At 69.7% G+C, this 19,718-nt stretch carries 21 protein-coding genes; 10 read left to right on the top strand and 11 right to left on the bottom strand.

Annotated elements, in window-relative coordinates:
- The first annotated feature begins 192 nt into the window (after window positions 1–192).
- Window positions 193–528, top strand: a complete 336-nt coding sequence (locus CS1GBM4_RS07375) for a DUF1491 family protein (protein ID WP_186418043.1) — start codon at window positions 193–195, stop codon at window positions 526–528.
- A gap of 116 nt (window positions 529–644) precedes the next feature.
- On the opposite strand, the gene CS1GBM4_RS07370 is transcribed toward CS1GBM4_RS07375, so the two are convergent.
- Window positions 645–1,766 carry a DUF2336 domain-containing protein gene (locus CS1GBM4_RS07370; protein ID WP_186418042.1) on the bottom strand — a complete coding sequence of 374 codons (1,122 nt, stop codon included), beginning with the start codon at window positions 1,764–1,766 and terminating at the stop codon, window positions 645–647.
- 179 nt (window positions 1,767–1,945) lie between these two features.
- On the opposite strand from CS1GBM4_RS07370, the gene CS1GBM4_RS07365 reads away from it, so the two are divergent.
- Both CS1GBM4_RS07365 and CS1GBM4_RS07360 read left to right on the top strand, forming a co-directional pair.
- Entirely contained in the window at window positions 1,946–2,146 is a 201-nt protein-coding gene (locus CS1GBM4_RS07365) for a hypothetical protein (protein WP_186418041.1), read from the top strand.
- 73 nt (window positions 2,147–2,219) lie between these two features.
- Window positions 2,220–3,017, top strand: coding sequence for a hypothetical protein (locus tag CS1GBM4_RS07360; RefSeq protein ID WP_186418040.1), 798 nt, complete (start codon window positions 2,220–2,222; stop codon window positions 3,015–3,017).
- A gap of 65 nt (window positions 3,018–3,082) precedes the next feature.
- Here CS1GBM4_RS07360 and CS1GBM4_RS07355 read toward each other — a convergent pair whose 3' ends face one another.
- From CS1GBM4_RS07355 to CS1GBM4_RS07325, 7 genes are all read right to left on the bottom strand, one after another.
- Window positions 3,083–3,715: a hypothetical protein gene (locus tag CS1GBM4_RS07355; protein WP_186418039.1), complete on the bottom strand. Its 633-nt coding sequence runs from the start codon at window positions 3,713–3,715 to the stop codon at window positions 3,083–3,085.
- Window positions 3,712–4,287, bottom strand: a complete 576-nt coding sequence (locus CS1GBM4_RS07350) for a DUF1214 domain-containing protein (protein WP_186418038.1) — start codon at window positions 4,285–4,287, stop codon at window positions 3,712–3,714. The genes CS1GBM4_RS07355 and CS1GBM4_RS07350 overlap by 4 nt, the downstream gene beginning before the upstream one ends.
- A gap of 29 nt (window positions 4,288–4,316) precedes the next feature.
- Entirely contained in the window at window positions 4,317–6,530 is a 2,214-nt protein-coding gene (locus tag CS1GBM4_RS07345) for a PBP1A family penicillin-binding protein (RefSeq protein WP_186418037.1), read from the bottom strand.
- 158 nt (window positions 6,531–6,688) lie between these two features.
- Window positions 6,689–7,471: a methyltransferase domain-containing protein gene (locus CS1GBM4_RS07340; protein WP_186418036.1), complete on the bottom strand. Its 783-nt coding sequence runs from the start codon at window positions 7,469–7,471 to the stop codon at window positions 6,689–6,691.
- A 42-nt stretch (window positions 7,472–7,513) separates the two neighbouring features.
- Window positions 7,514–8,299, bottom strand: a complete 786-nt coding sequence (locus tag CS1GBM4_RS07335; protein ID WP_244607103.1) for an ABC transporter ATP-binding protein — start codon at window positions 8,297–8,299, stop codon at window positions 7,514–7,516.
- Window positions 8,296–9,369 carry an iron ABC transporter permease gene (locus tag CS1GBM4_RS07330; protein ID WP_186418060.1) on the bottom strand — a complete coding sequence of 358 codons (1,074 nt, stop codon included), beginning with the start codon at window positions 9,367–9,369 and terminating at the stop codon, window positions 8,296–8,298. The genes CS1GBM4_RS07335 and CS1GBM4_RS07330 overlap by 4 nt, the downstream gene beginning before the upstream one ends.
- A gap of 26 nt (window positions 9,370–9,395) precedes the next feature.
- Window positions 9,396–10,538 (bottom strand): ABC transporter substrate-binding protein, encoded by a 1,143-nt coding sequence (locus tag CS1GBM4_RS07325; protein WP_186418035.1) that lies wholly within the window; start codon window positions 10,536–10,538, stop codon window positions 9,396–9,398.
- Window positions 10,539–10,771: 233 nt separating this feature from the next.
- On the opposite strand from CS1GBM4_RS07325, the gene CS1GBM4_RS07320 reads away from it, so the two are divergent.
- The 3 genes from CS1GBM4_RS07320 (at window position 10,772) to CS1GBM4_RS07310 (ending at window position 14,922) form a co-directional block, all read left to right on the top strand.
- On the top strand, window positions 10,772–11,266 hold the full coding sequence (locus CS1GBM4_RS07320; protein WP_186418034.1) for a YcgN family cysteine cluster protein: 495 nt from the start codon (window positions 10,772–10,774) through the stop codon (window positions 11,264–11,266).
- 168 nt (window positions 11,267–11,434) lie between these two features.
- Window positions 11,435–14,119 (top strand): pyruvate, phosphate dikinase, encoded by a 2,685-nt coding sequence (gene ppdK / locus CS1GBM4_RS07315; RefSeq protein WP_186418033.1) that lies wholly within the window; start codon window positions 11,435–11,437, stop codon window positions 14,117–14,119.
- A 101-nt stretch (window positions 14,120–14,220) separates the two neighbouring features.
- A complete protein-coding gene (locus CS1GBM4_RS07310; RefSeq protein WP_186418032.1) occupies window positions 14,221–14,922 on the top strand; it encodes an HAD family hydrolase in 702 nt (233 codons plus the stop codon).
- Between the two features lie 12 nt (window positions 14,923–14,934).
- Here CS1GBM4_RS07310 and CS1GBM4_RS07305 read toward each other — a convergent pair whose 3' ends face one another.
- Window positions 14,935–15,429 carry a GFA family protein gene (locus tag CS1GBM4_RS07305; protein WP_186418031.1) on the bottom strand — a complete coding sequence of 165 codons (495 nt, stop codon included), beginning with the start codon at window positions 15,427–15,429 and terminating at the stop codon, window positions 14,935–14,937.
- Window positions 15,430–15,716: 287 nt separating this feature from the next.
- On the opposite strand from CS1GBM4_RS07305, the gene CS1GBM4_RS07300 reads away from it, so the two are divergent.
- From CS1GBM4_RS07300 to CS1GBM4_RS07285, 4 genes are all read left to right on the top strand, one after another.
- Window positions 15,717–15,926, top strand: a complete 210-nt coding sequence (locus tag CS1GBM4_RS07300; RefSeq protein ID WP_092155501.1) for a cold-shock protein — start codon at window positions 15,717–15,719, stop codon at window positions 15,924–15,926.
- 195 nt (window positions 15,927–16,121) lie between these two features.
- Window positions 16,122–17,621 carry a DEAD/DEAH box helicase gene (locus CS1GBM4_RS07295; RefSeq protein ID WP_186418030.1) on the top strand — a complete coding sequence of 500 codons (1,500 nt, stop codon included), beginning with the start codon at window positions 16,122–16,124 and terminating at the stop codon, window positions 17,619–17,621.
- A 79-nt stretch (window positions 17,622–17,700) separates the two neighbouring features.
- The gene (gene infA, locus CS1GBM4_RS07290; protein WP_057187732.1) at window positions 17,701–17,970 is read left to right on the top strand and encodes a translation initiation factor IF-1; all 270 of its coding nucleotides are present in this window, start codon (window positions 17,701–17,703) and stop codon (window positions 17,968–17,970) included.
- Between the two features lie 7 nt (window positions 17,971–17,977).
- Complete coding sequence (locus CS1GBM4_RS07285) at window positions 17,978–18,247, top strand: hypothetical protein (RefSeq protein ID WP_186418029.1); 270 nt, start codon at window positions 17,978–17,980, stop codon at window positions 18,245–18,247.
- Window positions 18,248–18,367: 120 nt separating this feature from the next.
- Here the strand turns inward: CS1GBM4_RS07285 and CS1GBM4_RS07280 are convergent, their stop codons facing one another.
- Together CS1GBM4_RS07280 and CS1GBM4_RS07275 are read right to left on the bottom strand one after the other, a co-directional pair.
- A complete protein-coding gene (locus CS1GBM4_RS07280; RefSeq protein WP_186418028.1) occupies window positions 18,368–18,988 on the bottom strand; it encodes a hypothetical protein in 621 nt (206 codons plus the stop codon).
- Window positions 18,989–19,189: 201 nt separating this feature from the next.
- A complete protein-coding gene (locus CS1GBM4_RS07275; protein WP_244607102.1) occupies window positions 19,190–19,495 on the bottom strand; it encodes a hypothetical protein in 306 nt (101 codons plus the stop codon).
- Between the last annotated feature and the right edge of the window lie 223 nt (window positions 19,496–19,718).

Below are 19,718 nucleotides of genomic sequence, written 5' to 3'. Positions count from 1 at the left end.
CGCCGGCGCCGGTCGCGCCCGCGCAGCCGCGGCAGGTGCAGCCTGCCCAGGCCAACGCCCGTCATGCCCCGGCCGCCCAGCCCGCGGCGCGCGACCCGATCGCCGATCTGATCAACGGCGCCGACATCCGGCCGCCGGCCGAGATCCGCGGCGCGCGGCGCTGACGCTCCTGCCGCTTCGGGAGCGCGCAGCTTGGCCCGCCTGACCAGCGATTTCTGGGTTTCGGCCTATCTCCGCCGCGCTGCGCATGACGGGCTCGTCGCGGTGCTGCGCCGCCGCGGCGCGCGCGAGGCCGGCGCCGTCTTCGTCAAGCTCGACCGGCTCGACGGCACCGCCGCGCTCTACGGCCCCGCGCCGCAGGCCCTGGCGGACGAGAGCGGAGACCGGCGCTTCCAGCTCGTCCTCGATGCCGATCCGCTCACGGTGGAGGATCGGATCGCCCGGGAACTGCGTTTCGACAGCGATCTCTGGCTGGTCGAGATCGAGAACCGCGCCGGCGATGCGCGGCTGGACGTCGTCTCGGATTAGGCCTGGTCCTGCGCGCTGCGCAGCCACGGGTCCTGGATCCGGAGGCGCTCGTCGGCGAGGCGCGCCGATCGGCCTGCCCTGGAACGACGGTGCCGTGCCCTTGCGGACCGCCGACCTCAGCCCTGGCCGCCGAGCTTCCGCCTGATCTCCTGAACGATGCTGCGCGCCGGGGCCCGCTCGGCGCCGGGCCGGGCCGGCGTGCCGCTTGGATCCATCGCGGGCTGCAGCGTCCCCGACCGGGGGATGCGCAAGGCGATCCCGCCGATCTGCCGGGCCAGCCGGCGGGCGACACCAGGCTGCACCGAACGCATCAGCTCGACCAGGGCGAAGATGCGCTCGACCGAGCGCGCCGCGTCGTCGCCGAGCCCGATCAGGAAACGCGTCGCATCCTCCGGGCTGGCCCCGCAGCCGATCAACGTCAGCGCCGCGAGCTGACGCGACGAATCCTCGGCCAGCGCGCCGGCGAAGCGGGCATCGCCGCCAAAGGTCCTGGCCAGCGCGGCGAAGGCCTCTCGCCGATCGCTCAGCGCCGTCGCGGTGAGGGCGGACACCGTCTCCGCCGCGAGCGAGGCCGGTCGCGGCGAAGGCGCCAGCGCCTCATGGGCGGCGGCGGCTTCGATCATGGCGAGCCGCTTCTCCAGGCTCGCCTGCAGGAACAGCGGCGTCAGCTCCGAGACCGGAAGGTCGGTGCGCGCCAGCAGGCCTGCGCCGAGGGCGGGATCATGGACGGCACGCGGCAGCAGCAGGTCGAGCGCCGCATGCGGCAGCGGCGCGGCGAGGTTGGCGACCAGGGCCGCATCGATCTCGGCGCTGCCGGCGGCGGCGAGCGCGATGCTGGCGCTGCCGGTCAGGTCCTGCCTCCCGGCCAGAGCGAGACGGGCGTCGCGGCCGCCTCCGGCGGCGATCTCCTCGAAGTCGGACGGGCTCAGCGGCATGCCGTGGGTGATCAGGCTCGCGAGCGCCCTGCCGCCCCGCGCGCGCAGGGCCTCCAGCACCTCGCGGGGCGCATGCGGCCAGCTGGCGAGCTTGCGGGCCAGGATCACTGCGGTCTCGTCGTCGACCACCGGGATCGACGCCTCCGCCATCACCTGGAAGGCCGCCATGTCCTCGCTCGACGGGTTCGGCGTCGCCAGCAGCAGATCCGTCTTCACCCGCAATGCGACCTGGCGCAGGTCGAGCCCGCCATCGCTGGCCAGCCTGGCGAGTTCGGCAAGGTCTGCGGCGATGCGGGAGGGCATGGGGCGATTCTCGTCGGCGGGCGTCACTTTTCCGACAATTATCTCCGATGCGTTAGCACCGCGTTAACCATGATCGGAGTTGATGATCTTGAGGATGGCCGGCGCGATCTGTGCACGGTCTCTCCGGGCTTCCGTGTTGTTTGCGATTTCGGCGCAGGCGCCAGCAAGGGAGGCGCATTATGGCACATGTCATTCCTTTCGCGCCGCGCAGGCGCTCCACCGGCCAGGCACCCGCGGCGACGGGTCCGTTCGGGCAGATCCTGTTCTTCACCGGCGTGCGCTACGAGCGCCAGCTCGAGCCGGCGGCGGGGAAGCCGCCGCGGCGGCCCCGCCCCGCCGGCCGCGGCGAGCGCGAGACACGGCGCCGGCGTCCCGGATGAAGGCGCCTCGCGCCGCCAGCGGAGCGATCCGCCTCGCGACGGTGGCCGAGCTTTGGGAGTCTGAGCGGGTTTCATGCGAAAAGCCGGCCGCCATCTCGTCGTATCCCGTTCCATCCTGGCCGCAGCGTTGTCCTGCCTCGCGCTCGCCGGCTGCTCGACCACCGGCGATCTCGGCCGTCCGCGGCCCAACATCTTCGCCGACCAGATCGCGCCGGCGCTCGGCGAATGGGCTGCCCGCTTCGGCGGAGACGCAGCCTCCTGGTTCCACCTGACCGATGACGAGGAGCGGCTGCGGGCGCGCGCCTGGCGTCTGGTCCTGCCGGCGCACGAGCGCAGCGATGTCGACCGGGAGCTCGCCAAGCTCGCTCATTCCCGCATCCTGCCCACCGAAGGGCAGGCGGGCGACATCGCCGCCTATCATCGCGCCCTGACCTCGGGTTCCTTCGCCTCGCAGGCGTCGCGCTACAACCGGCTGAGCGAGGACGCCAATGGCGACCGGCTGCTGCTGCGCGAGTTCCGGGCCAATGCCTTGCGGGTCATCAATGCCGACCGCGCCCGCCTGCGCGCGCTCGACGCTTCGCAGCTCGTGCCGCCCGAACAGCGCGACCCGGCCTATGACCGGGTCGTCGAGAACGAGGGGCTGATGCTCTGGGTGTGCGAGCGGGCGCGCTTCCGGCTGAAGAGCTATCGCTATTCGCTCGACAATCTCGTCGTCGAAATGCCCTCGCGCGAAGCGATCAGGGCCGAGCGGGCGATCATGGCCCTGGAAAGCGACGCGGGGCCGGCCTGCGATCTGCCCCTGATCGGCGTCTTCGGCAGGAGAGGCGAGGGCGCGCCGGCGACGCGCGGCCCGGTCGTCTACAAGGGTTAGAGGGCAGGCTCTCTGCGACGTGCCGCGCCGGATGGGCGGCGGCGCGTGGATGGCAGGGAGGTGTTTTAATCCGCCAGGCCGCAGGCGACTCCGGTCGCGAGCGCCTCCGCCTCGCCCCGGTCGAAGGCGCGCCGGACCACCACCCGCGCGACGACGAGCCCATGCGGCGAGGGAGAGACGACCCGCAGCTCCCGCGCGGTCTCGCCCTCCTCGTCGTTCGCCAGCCGCTCGTCGAGCTGTTCCTGCGTCATCAGCACGAATTCGAGGACGCCGCGGATCGCCGCCCGGTCGGTGATCGCGTAGGCGATGCCGCCGCCGCGGCGATGGACGGTGAGGCCGAGCGGCAACGACCCGGTCCGCGCCACCACCCGCAGCGGTCCGGCCGCAAGGTCGTAGCTGCAGACCGCGGCGACGCTGTTGGGATCGGCGTCGAGCATCGCCGGCAGCCCGGCCGGCGGCGGTGTCACCAGCTCGGCATGGCCGTTCATGCCGAGGGCGGCATAGACGGCCGCCGCATCGCGCGTGGCCAGGAGAGGGACACGGAGCACCGTGACGATGTGGACGATGCCGGCGAGCAGCAGGCCCGCCAGCGTCAGCAGCGCGAAGCGCAGCAGGCCGCTCCCCAGCCGCGCCAGCCAGCGGCGCGGTCGCGGCCGGTTCGCCGCCGGCGTCACGCCGGTCTCGTCGGCCACGCTCATCGGCAGTCGATCCGGGCGATCCGGGGCAGGGCGTCGGGCCTGAGCTCGCCGGCATGGCTCGATATCGGCGCGTCGTAGAGCCGCAGCCGGATCTGGAAACGCCCGCCCGCCGGCAGGGGCAGCCAGTTGCCGGCTTCCGGCGTCGTCGCCAGGACGATGCGCATCTCGCCCCGCTCGCCGCGGACGATCTCGGCGTCGGTGAAGCTCGTGCGCTCGACCGCGAGCGCCAGCGGCCGCGCCGCGGGATCGGTGATTCCGAGAGACCAGCCCCGTGCCGGAGGTGTCGCTCCGCTGACGCGATAGCGGCAGCGCGCATCGAGGCCCCGGCCGCCCTCGTCCTGCTCGGCGACGAGTTCCAGGCCTTCGCCGGCGCCGAGCGGCAGGTGGACGCCGCGTGCCAGATAGGCCCGCATATAGGGGTCGATGTCGCGCGCTCCGCTCTTCGGCCAGGTCGTCCAGGCTCCGATCTGGGCGCGGCCGAACCAGGGCCGCTCGGCCACGGCATAATGCGCCGAGGCGAGGCCGAGGCCGGCGCCGAGCGCGATCACATAGGCCAGCGGGAGGGCGCGCATGGGACGGCTTCGAGCTGCATCGGCGGTGCCTAGCGAAGAGCGGACAGGCCGGTCGCGGCCTCGCGGATCCCGGCCTGGGCCGAGGCCCGTGCGGACCGCGGCGCTTCGACCGCCCTGAACATCGCGCCGACGGCGGAGAGCACCTCGAAGGAGCGCCGCGGCATATGGCCGGCGCCGGCGCTCGCCACCGTGGCGGGGCCGGAGGCCTTCGCCACGACCGTCCTGGCGTCACCCGGCTGCGGCGCCACGCCCGGGATCGGCTTGAGCTCGATGCCCTGATGGGCGAAGGACATGATCTCCTTCCAGGTCATCGCCGGCAGCGAGCCGCCGGTCATGTTGTTGGTCTCCGAGGAATCGTCGTTGCCGAACCAGATCGCCCCGACGAGATTGCCGGTATAGCCGACATACCAGGCGTCCTTGTAACCGTTGGTGGTGCCGGTCTTGCCGGCGCTGACGACGCCGTCGAGCGCGGCGCGCCGGCCGGTGCCGGCGGTCGGCACGGTCGACAGCATCTGGTTCATCTCGAGGGCGACCTGCGTGCTCAGCACCTGCTCGGGGGCCGGCTCGTCACGGTCGTGGCGGTAGATCTCCTCGCCGGCCGAGTTGCGGATGTCGAAGGCGGCATAGGGCCTGGCCCGCCTGCCGCCATTGGCGAAGACGGCATAGCCGGCAGCCTGGTCGATCACGGTCACCTCGGCGGCGCCGATCGGCAGCGAGACCGTGTCGACCAGAGGCGTGGTCAGACCCATCGCGCGGCAGGTCTCGACGATCTTCATCCGGCCGATGCGCGCGGCGCGGGCCTCGTGGGTCTCGCCGGTCGCCCGGCCGATCGCGATCGACATCTGCACCGGGATCGTGTTGATCGACTTGGCGAGCGCAACCGTCAGCGGCATCGAGCCGGCATAGGAGCGCCCGTAATTGTTCGGGCACCAGTTGCCGATGCAGACCGGCCTGTCGGTGACGATCGTCGTCGGCTTGTAGAGCCCGGCGCTCATCGCCGCCGCATAGACGTAAGGCTTGAAGGAGGAGCCGGGCTGGCGCAGGCTCGCCGTCGCCCGGTTGAACTGGCTCGCGCCATAGTCCCGGCCGCCGACGATGGCGCGCACCGCCCCGTCGGGGTCCATGACCACCGCCGCCGCCTGCCGCGCGCGATAGGCCGGTCCGTGCTGGCGCAGGACCGCCTCGACCGCCTCGTCGGCGCGCTTCTGGATCGCGGGGTCATGCGGCGTCTTCACCGTCAGCACGCGCTCCGGCCCGAGCTTGCCGTCCTCGGCGAGCTTGCGGATCTCGTCGAAGGCCCAGTCGAGATAGTAGTCTGGGCTGGAATCGCGCCGGCGATCGATCGGCGTCGCCGGATTGCGCTTGGCGGAATCGACCTGGCCGGCCGTCATGAAGCCGGCATCGACCATGGCGTTCAGCACGTCGTTGGCGCGGGCGCGCGCCGCCGGCAGGTTGACGTGCGGGGCGAACTTGGTCGGCGCCTTGAACAGGCCGGCCAGCATCGCCGCCTCGGCCAGCGACACGTCCTTCACCGATTTCCCGAAATAGTACTCGGCCGCCGCCGCGACGCCGAAGGTGCCGCCGCCCATATAGGCGCGGTCGAGATAGAGCTTGAGGATCTCGTTCTTGGTCAGCCGGTATTCCAGCCAGAGCGAGAGGAACGCTTCCTTGATCTTGCGGTCGAGCGAGCGTTCGTTGCTGAGGAACAGGTTCTTCGCCAGCTGCTGCGTCAGGGACGAGCCGCCCTGGACCACGCCGGAGGCGCGGGCGTTCACGGTCAGCGCCCGGAAGGTGCCGAAGACGTCGATGCCGAAATGGTCGTAGAAGCGCCGATCTTCGGTCGCCAGAACCGCCTTGAGCAGGTGGTCCGGGAATTCCTCGAGCTTGAGCGAATCGTCGTGGCGGGCGCCGCGATGCCCGATCTCGGAGCCGTAGCGGTCGAGGAAGGTGACGGCGAAGACCTGATGCTTCAGCGCCTCCTCGCGCCCCTCCCGGAAGGCGGGGATCGCCAGCATCAGCATGACGATCGCGCCGGCGATGCCGACGTTCAGCCCTTCGCTGGCGAACTCGGCGGCGAGGCGCTTCGGCCCGCCGACCGTCAGCTTGTCGGTGGCGCTGCGGATGCGTTCATAGATCTCGCCGGCGCGATGGCCCGCCGCATAGAGCGAGGCGTCGATCCATGAATCGACGCTCAGCGCGAGGCGCTTCAGGCGGGTCGTCCAGCGTGCCTTCCTGAACTCCATCACGATGTTCGGCCACCCTGAGCATGCCGGCGGCGCGCGCCCGCGGCCTCGCGGACCGGCCGGCGAACGCCCGACCCGATCTCAGGAGATAAGGCCTCCGGGCCGGCAACGGAAGAGGCGGTTGTGGACGAAGGGAAGAGTCTCGTCCGGCGCCGCCGTCAGCCCTTGCTCGCGAGCAGGGCGAAGCGGGTCGAGGAGGCGAGTCGGAGCGCGTCGTGCAGGGCGGCGTTGCGCTGCTGGGCCCGGACCACCTGGGCATAGTCAGCCGGCTCGATCCGGGCAAAGCCGGCCTGACGCAGCATCGCGCCGAGCCGTTCGAAGCTCAGCCCGTCGCGGAAGAAGAACCGCCTGGTGATCGACTCGAAGGCCTCGCGATCGGCGCCGTGCGGGGCGGCGCCGGCGCGCTCGCGCAGGAAGGTCGCGGCCCGGTTGAGCATTTGCTGCAGCCAGGAGCGGTTGATCCAGTCGCCGTCGATCACCAGCAGCTTGCCGCCGGGCCGGAGCACCCGGAACCATTCGGCGAAGGCAGCCTCGGGGTCGGTCAGCGTCCAGACCAGGTGGCGGGTCACGAGCGCGTCGTAAGTCTCGTCGTCGTCCAGCAGGCGCTCGGCGTCGCCCGCCAGGATGCGGGCTCTGTCGCCATGCTTGGCCCGGGCACGCGCGAGCATCTCCTCGGAGAAATCGATCGCCGTGACCTCGTGCCCGAGCGAGAGCAGGGCGCGGGTGATCTCGCCGGTGCCGCAGGCGAGGTCGAGCACCTGGCGGGGCTGCGCGCCGAAGGATTGGCGCAGCAGCGACTGGAAGGCGGCGAGCTCGGCGTCCGACTTGATGGCATGGCCGACCTGCTGGTCGAAGCTCGCGGCCCGGCCGGACCAGTAGGCGCGGATCTCCTCCTTGAGGGAGTAGTTGGCGCCGGCGGGAGAAAGGCTGCTGTCTGACATGGTGCGGTCTGCTGTGCGCGATCGAATGGGGTTGGCGGCCGGTCAGGCCGAGGCGAATTGCGGCTCGCCATGCGTCCTGCGGCGGGCCGAGCCATGGACGACGACGAAGGGCGTGCTGCCTTCGCCGGTTTCGACCCGCGCGACAACGCCGTAGACCTGCTCGAGCAAAGCGGGCGTGATGATCTCGCGCGGCGCGCCGAAGGCGGCGAGCCGCCCCTGGGCCAGCACCATCACCTTGTCGGCGATGCGCAGGGCCTGGTTGAGGTCGTGGATCGCGATCAGCACGCAGATCTGCCGCTCGCGCGCCAGCCGCGCGACGAGGCTGAGCACCTCGAACTGGCGGTGCAGGTCGAGCGCGCTGGTCGGTTCGTCGAGCAGCATGATCTCCGGCCGGCGCACCAGCGTCTGGGCGATCGAGACGAGCTGGCGCTGGCCGCCCGAGAGCTCGCCGAGGCCGCGGAAGGCGAGATCGGCGATGTCGAGCGCGTGCAGGGCCTCGTCGATGGCGGCGAGCTCGTCGTCGCCGACGCCCCAGGAGCCGCCCTGCTTGCGCGCGAGCAGGATCGATTCATAGACGGTCAGCACTGCATTCACCGCCGTGTCCTGCGGCAAATAGCAGGGCGCCCTGCCGGTCGCGCTCGCGACATCGACCGAGCCCGCGCCCGCGATCAGCCCGGCGATGCGGCGGAACAGGCTCGACTTGCCGGCGGCGTTCGGGCCGATCACGGCGACGATCTCGCCGCCCCTCATCGTGGGGGTCGTGATCCCCGAGAGGATCTGGCGCTTGCCATAGGCGACACCGACGTCGCTGAGCGTCAGGCGCTTCACCAAGAGCGCCTCCTGTTGGTCAGGATCAGGCTGAAGAAGAAGGGCACGCCGACCAGCGCGGTGACGATGCTGATCGGGAAGATCAGCCCCGGGATCAGCGACTTGCTGACCACGGAGGAGGCCGAGAGCAGCGCCGCGCCCGCCAGCGCCGAGGCCGGCAGGAAGAAGCGCTGGTCCTCGCCGATCACCATGCGGGCGATGTGCGGGCCGACCAGCCCGATGAAGCCGATCGTGCCGACGAAGGCGACCGGCACCGCCGCGAGCAGGGCGACGAGCAGCATGGTCTCGAGCCGCAGCCGCCTGACGTCGATGCCGAAGCTCGCCGCCTTCTCGTCGCCGAGCCTGAGCGTCGTCAGCGCCCAGGCCCGGCGCGCGAACAGCGGCAGGCAGACGAGCAGCACGGCCGAGGTGATCGCGAGCTTGTGCCAGTTCGCCTTGGTGAGTGAGCCCATCATCCAGAAGACGACGGCGCCGAGCGCCTGCTCCGAGGCGAAGAACTGCAGCAGCGCCAGCAGGGCATTGAAGGTGAAGACCAGCGCGATCCCGAGCAGCACCACCGTTTCGGTGGTCACGCCGCGGCGCTGGCTGAGCAGATGGATCAGCAGCGAGGCGGCCATCGCCATGATGAAGGCGTTGAGCGGCACGATATAGTCGATGGCGAGGGGCAGGATGGCGACGCCGAAGACCAGCGCCAGCGCCGCCCCGAAGCTCGCCGCCGCCGAGATGCCGAGCGTGAACGGGCTGGCGAGCGGGTTGTTCAGCACCGTCTGCATCTGCGCGCCGGCCATCGCGAGCGCCGCCCCCGTGACGACCGCCATCAGCGCGACCGGCAGGCGGATGTCCCAGATCACCACCCTGACCGCCGCCGGAGCGGTCGAGGGCGACAGCAGCGCGTCGACGACCTCGGCCACGCCGTACCGGGCCGGGCCGAGCATCAGGTCGACGACGAGGCAGGCCAGCAGCACGGCGGCGAAGCCGGCGAGGATCAGCTTGCGCCGCAGCGCCAGCGCCCGGTAGGCCTCGCGCCCGCTGGAGACGGCCGGTGGCGCCTCCGCCTGCGGGGCCGCGATCTCCCCGGCGCTGGCGGGAGCAAGGCTCACTTGCCGGCCTCGAGCGAGACCCACAGACCGGGCTCGTAGGGCAGCGGCAGGAAGCGCTCGTGCAGCGCCTTCATCGTCGCGTCCGGATCGACGTCCTTGAACAGCTCCGGGTGCAGCCATTTCGCGATCTGCTGGATCGCCACGAATTGGTAGGGGCTGTTGTAGAACTGGTGCCAGATGCCGTGGACGCGGCCGTTCTTCACGGCCGCTGTCTGGGTGAAGGCGGGGCGCTTCATCAGATTGGCGAGCTTGCGGCGCGCTTCCGTCATGTCGGCGCCGTTGCCGAGGCCGACCCAGGCGCCGCCCGGCACATAGGCGTCCCAGCTGCTGCCGGTGACGATCACCACATCGGGATTGTCGGCGATGATGCGCTCGGCGTTGACCGTGCCGAAGGTGCCCGGGATCAGCGGCGTTGCCAGGTTCCGGCCGCCGGCGAAGGCCACCATCCGGCCGAAATTCTCGTCGCCGAAGGACATGCAGCAATCGTCGGAGAAGCCGCCGGCGCGCTCGACCATGACCATCGGGCGCTTCAGGTCCTTGGCGCCGGCGAGGCGATCGGTGACGATCTTGATCTGCTCGGCCCGGAACCTGATGAAGTCCTCGGCGACCTGCTCCTTGCCGAAGAGCTTGCCGATCAGCCGCATGGACGGTTCGGTGTGCTCGAACGGCTTCTCGCGGAAGTCGACATAGACGACCGGAACGCCGACCGCGGCGAGCTTGTCGACCAGCTTGGCTTCGTCGCTGGCGATCTTCGCCTCGATGTTGAGGAAGAGCACGTCGGGCTTGAGCGCGATCGCCTGCTCGATGTCGAAGGCGCCCTCCTTCATGCCGCCGAAGGTCGGCAGCCTGGCGATCTGCGGATAGCGCTTCTCATAGGCCCGGTAGGTCTCCGGGTCGGCCTTGCCGAGATCGTCGCGCCAGCCGACGACGCGCTTGAACGGCTCCTCCCTGTCGAGCGCGCCGACGAAATACATCTGCCGGCCTTCGCCCAGGATGATCCGCCTGACCGGCGCCTCGACCTCGACCTTGCGTCCGACGATGTCGGTGACGGTGACCTTGTCGGCCAGCGCGGGCAGGGCGGTGACGGCCAGGCCGGCGGTGACGGCAAGGGCGCGCAGCAGATGTCGGCGGCTCAGCATCGGAAGTCTCGTCAAAATGGAAATCGTGCTTCCGTTATGACGATCCGAGTATTCGGTCAATTTTGTTAGATTATAACTCCTCTAAATACAGATTAGAATTCATGTAAAGACGGCCGGCCGCAGCTGCCTCCGGCCGCGCGCGGAGCATGCCGCCGGCTGCCGACCGTCTCTCGCCGAGGCCGGCTCGCGCCTCCTGCGATTGCGAACCGCCCCCCCGCCGTGCATAAGCGGCCATGGCCGACCGGAACACCGATGATGCGCCCTTCTGGCGCGTCAAGACGCTCGAGGAGATGACGCAGGCGGAGTGGGAATCGCTCTGCGACGGCTGCGGCCGCTGCTGCCTGATCAAGCTCGAGGACGAGGATACCGGCCGGATTCACGCCACCGACATCGGCTGCCGGCTGTTCGATGCCGCGACCTGCCGCTGTCGCGACTATGCCGACCGCTCGAAGCTGGTGCCCGATTGCGTCACATTGACGCCGGAAGCCGTGCGCAGCTTGTCCTGGCTGCCGCCGACCTGCGCCTATCGGCTGCTCGACGAGGGGGCGGACCTGCCCTGGTGGCATCCGCTCGTCTCCGGCGATCCGCGGACCGTGGTCACGGCCGGGGTCTCCGTCCGGGGGCGGGTCCACCTCAGCGAGGAGGAAGTCGCGGAGGAGGAGGTCGTCGAGCACATCGTCGCCTGGCCGCTGCGCTGGCCGAAGGCGGCCAGGGGCGGCCGCGGCTGAGCGGGCGCCGCCGCAGCCCATCTTGCACGATGTGCTCATTGATTGTTCATCAGGTTTTCGGCAAGACCGCCCCCGCACCGGTGCACTGCAGCAAGCGGGCATCGCAGATGCGAAACCAGGCGGCCCCGCCGGCGTTGATGTCGGCGACAGCGTTGGGAAAGGCAGGCTATGGCAGGCGAGAAGTGGGTCTACACCTTCGGCGACGGCAAGGCCGAAGGTGAGGCGGGGATGAAGAACCTGCTCGGCGGCAAGGGGGCGAACCTGGCCGAGATGAGCAATCTCGGTCTGCCGGTCCCGCCGGGCTTCACCATTACCACCGAGGTCTGCACCTGGTATTACGACCATGGCAAGAGCTTTCCGGCGACGCTCGACGCTGAGGTCAAGGCGGCCCTGGACGGCATGGCGAAGCTGACGGGCAAGACCTTCGGCGACCCCGCCAATCCGCTGCTCGTCTCCGTCCGCTCCGGAGCGCGCGCCTCGATGCCGGGCATGATGGACACCGTCCTCAATCTCGGCCTCAACGACGTCACCGTCGAGGCCGTCGCCAGGGCATCGGGCGATGACCGCTTCGCCTGGGACAGCTATCGCCGCTTCATCACCATGTATTCCAATGTCGTGCTCGACATCGATCACGGCCATTTCGAGGAGGCGCTCGAGGAGTACAAGGAGCGCAAGGGCCTCCACCTCGACACCGAGCTCTCGGCCGGCGACTGGAAGGTCCTGGTCGGCAAGTACAAGGACATCGTGAAGAAGGAGCTCGGCTCCGACTTCCCGCAGGACCCGCAGGAACAGCTCTGGGGCGCGGTCGGCGCCGTCTTCTCGTCCTGGATGAACGCCCGCGCCATCAAATATCGCGAGCTCAACGGCATCCCCGCCTCCTGGGGCACGGCGGTCAACGTCCAGTCGATGGTCTTCGGCAATATGGGCGAGACCTCGGCGACCGGCGTCGCCTTCACCCGCAACCCTTCGACCGGCGAGAACGCGCTCTATGGCGAGTTCCTGATCAACGCCCAGGGCGAGGACGTCGTCGCCGGCATCCGCACGCCGCAGGACATCACCGAGGCGGCCAAGCTCGCCGCCGGCTCCGACAAGCCTTCGATGGAGAAGGCGATGCCGGAGGCCTATGCCGAGCTCTGCCGCATCTACGGCATCCTCGAGAAGCACTACCGCGACATGCAGGACATGGAGTTCACCATCCAGGAGGGCAAGCTCTGGATGCTGCAGACCCGCTCCGGCAAACGCACCGCCAAGGCGGCGCTGAAGATCGCGGTCGATCTCGCCCAGGAAGGCCTGATCAGCGAACAGGAGGCCGTCGGCCGCGTCGAGCCCGGCGCGCTCGATCAGCTGCTGCATCCGACCATCGACACCAAGGCCGAGCGGCGCGTGCTGACCACCGGCCTGCCGGCCTCGCCCGGCGCGGCCGCCGGTGAGGTCGTCTTCACGTCCGAGGCCGCCGAAGCGGCCAAGAAGGCCGGCAGGAAGTGCATCCTCGTGCGCGTCGAGACCTCGCCCGAGGACATTCACGGCATGCATGCCGCCGAGGGCATCCTGACCACGCGCGGGGGCATGACCTCGCATGCGGCGGTCGTCGCGCGGGGCATGGGCAAGCCCTGCGTCTCCGGTGCCGGCCAGATCCGCGTCGACTATGCCAAGGGCACGATGAGCGTCGGGCAGACCACGTTGAAGGCGGGCGATTTCGTCACCATCGACGGCAGCAACGGCCAGGTCCTGCTCGGCGAGGTCAAGATGCAGCAGCCGGAGCTCTCCGGCGACTTCAAGACGCTGATGGGCTGGGCCGACAAGGTTCGGCGCCTGAAGATCCGCGCCAACGCGGAGACCCCGCGCGACGCCAAGACCGCGCGCGAATTCGGCGCCGAGGGCATCGGGCTCTGCCGCACCGAGCACATGTTCTTCGATGCCGGCCGCATCCTCGCCGTGCGCGAGATGATCCTCGCCGAGGAGGAGAAGGGCAGGCGGGCCGCGCTCGCCAAGCTGCTGCCGATGCAGCGCCAGGACTTCGTCGAGCTCTTCACCATCATGCAGGGCCTGCCGGTGACGATCCGCCTGCTCGACCCGCCGCTGCACGAGTTCCTGCCGCACACCGACGACGAGATCGCCGAGGTCGCGGCCGCGATGGGCACGACGGCCGACAAGCTGAAGCGCCGCGCAGCCGAACTGCACGAGTTCAACCCGATGCTCGGCTTCCGCGGCGTGCGCCTCGCCGTCGCTTATCCCGAGATCGCCGAGATGCAGGCGCGCGCCATCTTCGAGGCGGCGGTGATCGCGGCCAGGGAGACCGGCAGCCCGGTCATCCCCGAGGTGATGGTGCCGCTCGTCATGGGCTCGCCCGAGCTCGACCTGGTCAAGGCGCGCATCGACGCGATGGCGCAGGCCGTACGCAAGGAGAGCGGCACGGAGTTCACCTACCAGGTCGGCACGATGATCGAGCTGCCGCGCGCGGCGCTGCGGGCTGAGGAGATCGCCAGGAGCGCCGAATTCTTCTCGTTCGGTACCAATGACCTGACGCAGACGACGCTCGGCATCAGCCGCGACGACGCCGGCTCCTTCCTGGGCGCCTACACGGCCCGCGGCCTGCTCGAATCCGATCCTTTCGTCACGATCGACCAGGATGGCGTCGGCGAGCTCGTCAGGCTTGCCGCCGAGCGCGGCCGCAAGGCGCGCCCGAACATCAAGCTCGGCATCTGCGGCGAGCATGGCGGCGACCCGGCCTCGATCGGCTTCTGCGAGAGCGTCGGCCTCGACTATGTCTCCTGCTCGCCCTTCCGCGTGCCGATCGCCCGTCTCGCCGCCGCGCAGGCGGCCCTGGGGGCAATCAAGGCCAGGGACGCCTGAGGCGCTCCTCGTCATTGCGAGGAGCATAGCGACGAAGCAATCTAGGGACGCCGAGCGCGCCTGCTGGATTGCTTCGCTTCGCTCGCAATGACGGAAACGCCATGCCTGAAAATCTCACCACCATCGGCTTCGACGCCGACGACACGCTCTGGCAGAACGAGCAGTTCTTCCGGCTCACCGAGGACCGTTTCGTCGCGCTGCTCGGCGAGCATGGCGAGGCAGCCGAGATTTCCGGCAAGCTGCTCGAGGCCGAACGGCGCAACCTCGGCTTCTACGGCTTCGGCATCAAGGGCTTCACCCTCTCGATGATCGAGACCGCGCTCGAGGTCACGGGCGGGACGGTGCCGCCGTCGGTGATCGGCGAGATCCTCGCCGCCGGCCGCGAGATGCTGACCCATCCGGTCGAGACCCTGCCGCATGCGCGGGAGGCGCTCGCCGCGCTCGCCGGCCGCTATCGGCTGGTGCTGATCACCAAGGGCGATCTCTTCGACCAGGAGCGCAAGCTGGCGCAATCCGGCCTCGGCGACTTCTTCGACGCGGTCGAGATCGTCAGCGACAAGAGCCCGCAGATCTATGGCAAGCTCTTCGACCGGCACGGACACGGGCCGGAGCGGGCGCTGATGGTCGGCAACTCCCTCAAATCCGACATCGTTCCGGCGCTCGCGGCCGGTGCCTGGGCGGCGCATGTGCCGCACGAGCTGACCTGGGCGCTCGAGCATGCCGAGGAGCCGGCAGGAGAGGCGCGCTTCCGCAAGCTCGCCGATCTCGGCGCCCTGGTCGATCTGGTGCGCGAGATCGGCTGAGCCCGGCCCGTCTCAGTCGATCCAGAGCCCGCGCCTGCGGTGCCAGTCCTCGATCGACTCCTCGGGGTAGCCGTCGAAGCTGCGATCGCGCGGCCCGACCACGGGCTCGACCCAGCTCGCCTTGAACCGGAGCAGGATATGGGTCTTCTCGGCGGCCATGGGCAGATCGCTGTCGATCGCCGATGCGAAGGGGTGGATGAGCTCGGGCCAGGCCGGATCGTAGACCCATAGCGCCGTTCCGCAGCCCTTGCAGAAGCGTCGCTCGCCGCGCGATCTCGCGCAGCGGCCCGCCTCGTCGCGGATCTCGGCATGGAAGAGGCCGATCGAGTCTTCTCCCTCGATCGTCAGCGTCGCGGAATCGGCCATGATGTTGATCGCGAAGCCGCCGCCGCCGGCCGTCTTGCGGCAGATCGAGCAGTAGCAGAGCTGGTAGGGCACCGGCGTGTGACTGTCGGCGGTGAAGCTCACCCTGCCGCAGCGGCAGGAGCCTTTCAGCGTGACCGGCATGGTTCGCCTCCTGGGGTCGTCTCGGCGACAACCTGCCCGACGCGCCGATGTTCAACCAATAGCCAGCCGGTGAACCCGTACAGCTGGACCGGCCTTGCAATTTGTGCTAGCGGTGCCGATGTAAGACGAGATGCGGCCGGTTCTGGCCAATCCTCCGCGCGGGTATTCCGACCGGCGGGCCACTTCAGATCCACCACACATCGCTACAAGACCATGGCGGGGCGTCCGCGCGTCCGGTCCTGGGTTCCACGAATACGCGGATCTGAAGTGCAAGGATTAGTCCCGTCATGAACAAGGGCACCGTCAAGTGGTTCAACGCCACCAAGGGCTACGGCTTCATCACCCCTGAGGCCGGCGGCCCGGACGTTTTCGTCCACATCAGCGCTGTCGAGCGCGCCGGCCTGCGCGAGCTGCGCGAAGGTCAGGTCGTCTCCTACGAGCTGATCGCCGATCGCAAGACCGGCAAGTCCTCGGCTGGCAATCTCGTCGCCGGCTGAAGATGCCTATCGGGCGGGCCGTCGGTGTCCGCCCGTTTCAGGAGCGGGCCGAAGGCCTGCTGTACACGACATCCCCCGGCGCAGTGGCTAGCGGTTCGCCGGGCGGAAAGAGACCATGCGTAGACCGGGATGACATGCCGAGGCGCTTCCGTTCACCACGTGCGCCCCATATCGTCCGGCTCAGAAAGACCTGATTTGACAAAATTCACTGACCTCGGCCTGGCCGAGCCGCTCCTCAAAGCGCTCGCCGCCGAAGGTTACGAGACGCCGACGCCGATCCAGGCGCAGGCGATCCCTTCGATTCGCGACGGCCGTGACCTGCTCGGCGCCGCCCAGACCGGCACCGGCAAGACCGCCGCCTTCTCCCTGCCCATGCTGCACCGGCTGCTCAACCAGCCGCGGTGCACCCAGCCCCGCTCGGTGCGGGCGCTCATCCTGTCGCCGACGCGCGAGCTCGCGGCCCAGATCGAGGCCAGCATCCGCGCCTACGGCCAGTTCACCTCGCTCAAGTCGACGGTGATCTTCGGCGGCGTGCCCGTCGGCAAGCAGATCCGCGCGCTCGGCCAGCATGTCGACATCCTCGTCGCCACGCCCGGCCGCCTGCTCGACCTCGTCGACCAGCGCGCCGTCTCGCTGCGCGAGATCGAATTCCTGGTGCTCGACGAAGCCGACCAGATGCTCGACCTCGGCTTCATCCACGCCCTGCGCAAGATCGCGACGCTGATCCCGCAGAAGCGCCAGACGCTGCTGTTCTCGGCGACGATGCCGAAGGCCATCCGCGAGATCGCCTCAGCCTATCTGACCGATCCCATCGAGGTCGCGGTCACCCCCGTCGCGACCACGGCCGAGAAGATCGACCAGCGCGTCATCTTCACCGAGCCCGGCCAGAAGCCGGCTCTGCTGGCGAAGACGCTCGGTGTTCCGGAGATGGAGCGCGCCATCGTCTTCACCCGCACCAAGCACGGCGCCGACAAGGTCGTGCGCCAGCTCGAGCAGGCCGGCATCAAATCCGCCGCGATCCATGGCAACAAGAGCCAGGGTCAGCGCGAGCGCGCCCTCGGCGCCTTCCGCGACGGCGAGCTGCGCATCCTGGTCGCGACCGACATCGCGGCGCGCGGCATCGATGTCGACGGCATCAGCCATGTCGTCAATTTCGACCTGCCGAACGTGCCCGAGACCTATGTCCACCGCATCGGCCGCACGGCGCGCGCCGGCGCCTCCGGCCTCGCCGTCGCTTTCTGCACGCCGGAGGAGCGTGGCGATCTCGCCGCCATCGAGAAGCTGACCAAGGTCGCGCTCACCCCGATCGGCGAGGTGCCGTATTGGGATGGTCGCATCCCGAAGAAGCCGCCGCAGAACCGGGGCGGCCGCGGCCAGGGCCGCCCGCAGAACGGACAGCAGCCGGCGCAGGGCCAGCGGCGCGATGGTCGCGGCGCGCCTGCGCAGGGGCGCAACGGCCAGCGCGCGGAGCCGGGAGATCGCCAGGAGCCGCGTCGCGAGCAGCCCCGGCAGAACCAGCCGCGCCAGCAGCACGCCCGCGCGGAGCAGCGTCATGAGCGCCCGGCTCAGCGCCATGAGGCGGGCGGCGCGCGAAAAGACGCGGTTTCCGGCAAGGAAGGGCTTGGCGGCGTCGCGTTCTTGCAGCAAAGAACGGGACAACGACGCACCGGCGGCGGCGGGCGGCGCGCCAACTGAGCGGCGCCGCAACCGCTGGGGCCGAGGCCGGAGCGATCCGGCCCGGCTCCGTGCCGAGGACAAGACGAAGGATCAGCGAATGGCGAAGGAAGAACTGCTCGAATTCGACGGCACCGTGGTCGAGGTGCTCCCCGACGGCAACTACCGGGTGAAGCTCGACAACGACCACGTCATCCTGGCCTATGCGGCCGGCAAGATGAAGAAGAACCGCATCCGCACCATCGCCGGCGACCGCGTGGTCGTCGAGATGTCGCCCTATGATCTCGATCGCGGCCGCATCAATTTCCGCCAGAAGACCGCCAGCCCCGGCCCGATGCCGCCGCGGCCGCAGAATTTCCGCCGGCGCTGATCTTTCCGTGCGCTTCAGCCGGCCCGAGCAGTTCTTCGTCGCCGCCGGCATCGGGCTCGGCGCGCTCGCCTCGCTCGCGGTCAATACGGGCTGGATCGCCCGGGGCGGCACCTTCCCGCCCTTCGTCTACGTGCTGCTGGCGCTTGCGCTGGTCGAGGTCGTCGCCGGCGTCGCGACGAAGCGGCCGCCCGGCACCCTGTTCTCCATGCCCGCCCGCATCCTCGCCTTCGCGCTCGGCGTCGGCGTGCTCATCCTGCTGACGGGCGGCCTGGCCTGAGGGCCTCGGCGTCGTCTCGACGCTGCGCGCTGCACATCCGCAAAAAAGAACCCCGGCCGAAGCCGGGGCGTGAGGTGTCTGTTACGTGGTGACAGGTACTACGAAGAAAACTCGGTGAGCTCAGTAGCCGGACCGGGCCCAGTATTGCGAGCCGGGGCTGACCAGGACCTGGCGCTGGCGCGTCGCATACTCGGCCGGCACCGTCTCGTGCACGACTCGCGAGGCGCTGACCATGACGCGGCGGCTGCGCTCGCCATAGACGGCCGGGACGACATCGTATTCGACCGAGGCCGGCGCGACCTCGACGGTGCGCTGCTGCCAGCCATACTGCGCCGGGACATGCACCCAGCAGCCGGTGGTCTGGCCGTAGGCGTCTCGGGTGACCTCCCAGCGCTTGGTCGCTGGCGAGATCAGAACCTTCTCGGAGACGGTCTTGTACTGCGCCGGGATCTGGCGGGCGATGCGGCGCTCCGGCTGGACCACCACCGTCTCGGTCACGGACTCGTACTGGGCCGGGATGACCTTCGAGAAGGTGCGCTCGGGGCGCACGACATAGCTCTCGCTGACGGTGTCGTAGACCGGCAGCGTCGTGACGAGCTTGTAGCAGGAGCTGCCGCCGCAGCTGCTCACCGGCGCCCGGTAGCAGGAGGAGGCGTAGCAGCCGCCGGCCATGGCCGGGGCGGCGAGGCCGATGACCGCGCTGGCGGCGAGCCCCGAAAGCGAAAGAAGCCTGAACGTCATAGCTGACCCAACCCTGCGTCGCGCAACGCTGCCGTTGCGTCGTTGGGACGAGAAAGCCGTAAGCGCTCGGTAAAGACAAGGTTAACTGCGAAACAAGGTAAAATTAACCAGTTTCCGCCGGGCGATGTCGACCGGCGCCGCTCTGGCGCGGGGGAGCGCAGCCGCGCGGCCTGCGGGGGCACGTCGCCTGCGGGCTTCCGCTCAGTCGATCGCGCCCCGCTTCATGCCGAAGCCCTCGATATAGCAGCGGCAGGGCGAGTTGGCCGGGGCCGGCGCGGCCGCGCACGAGCCGCGCGAGGTCACGCAGACATCGCCGAAGCGCTGGCGATAGGGCCGGTCATAGCCATAGCGCGGCCGATCGTAGCCATAGGGCGGCGGCGGCCGGTCGTAATCATAGTAGCGCGGCGCCGGCCGGTCATACGGGTCGTAATACTGCGCGCTCGCGCTCGTCGCGGAGGAGAGGGCGGCGCCGAGGAGGGCCGCGACGGTGAGGGTCCTGAACATCATGCCTGTCCTCCTGCTCTGCCGGCCATGGCCGAAGGGGCGGATCGTCACGGTCCAGCATGGGACCGCGCCGATGAACGGAGCCTGAGCGGCGGGGTTGGCGAGTGGACGAGGGGCACATCGTTTGATGGAAGTGGCGAGTCCCCGCTATCATGACGGCATCATGAGGCTGGCGAGCTGCATCCCGACGACTTCGACCCCTGGCTCGACGGCTCGGCCGGCAACG

It is taken from the genome of Allobosea sp. CS1GBMeth4, from assembly GCF_900185715.1.
In the GTDB taxonomy this organism is placed as follows: domain Bacteria; phylum Pseudomonadota; class Alphaproteobacteria; order Rhizobiales; family Beijerinckiaceae; genus Allobosea.
This window is presented reverse-complemented; position numbering and strand designations above follow the sequence as displayed.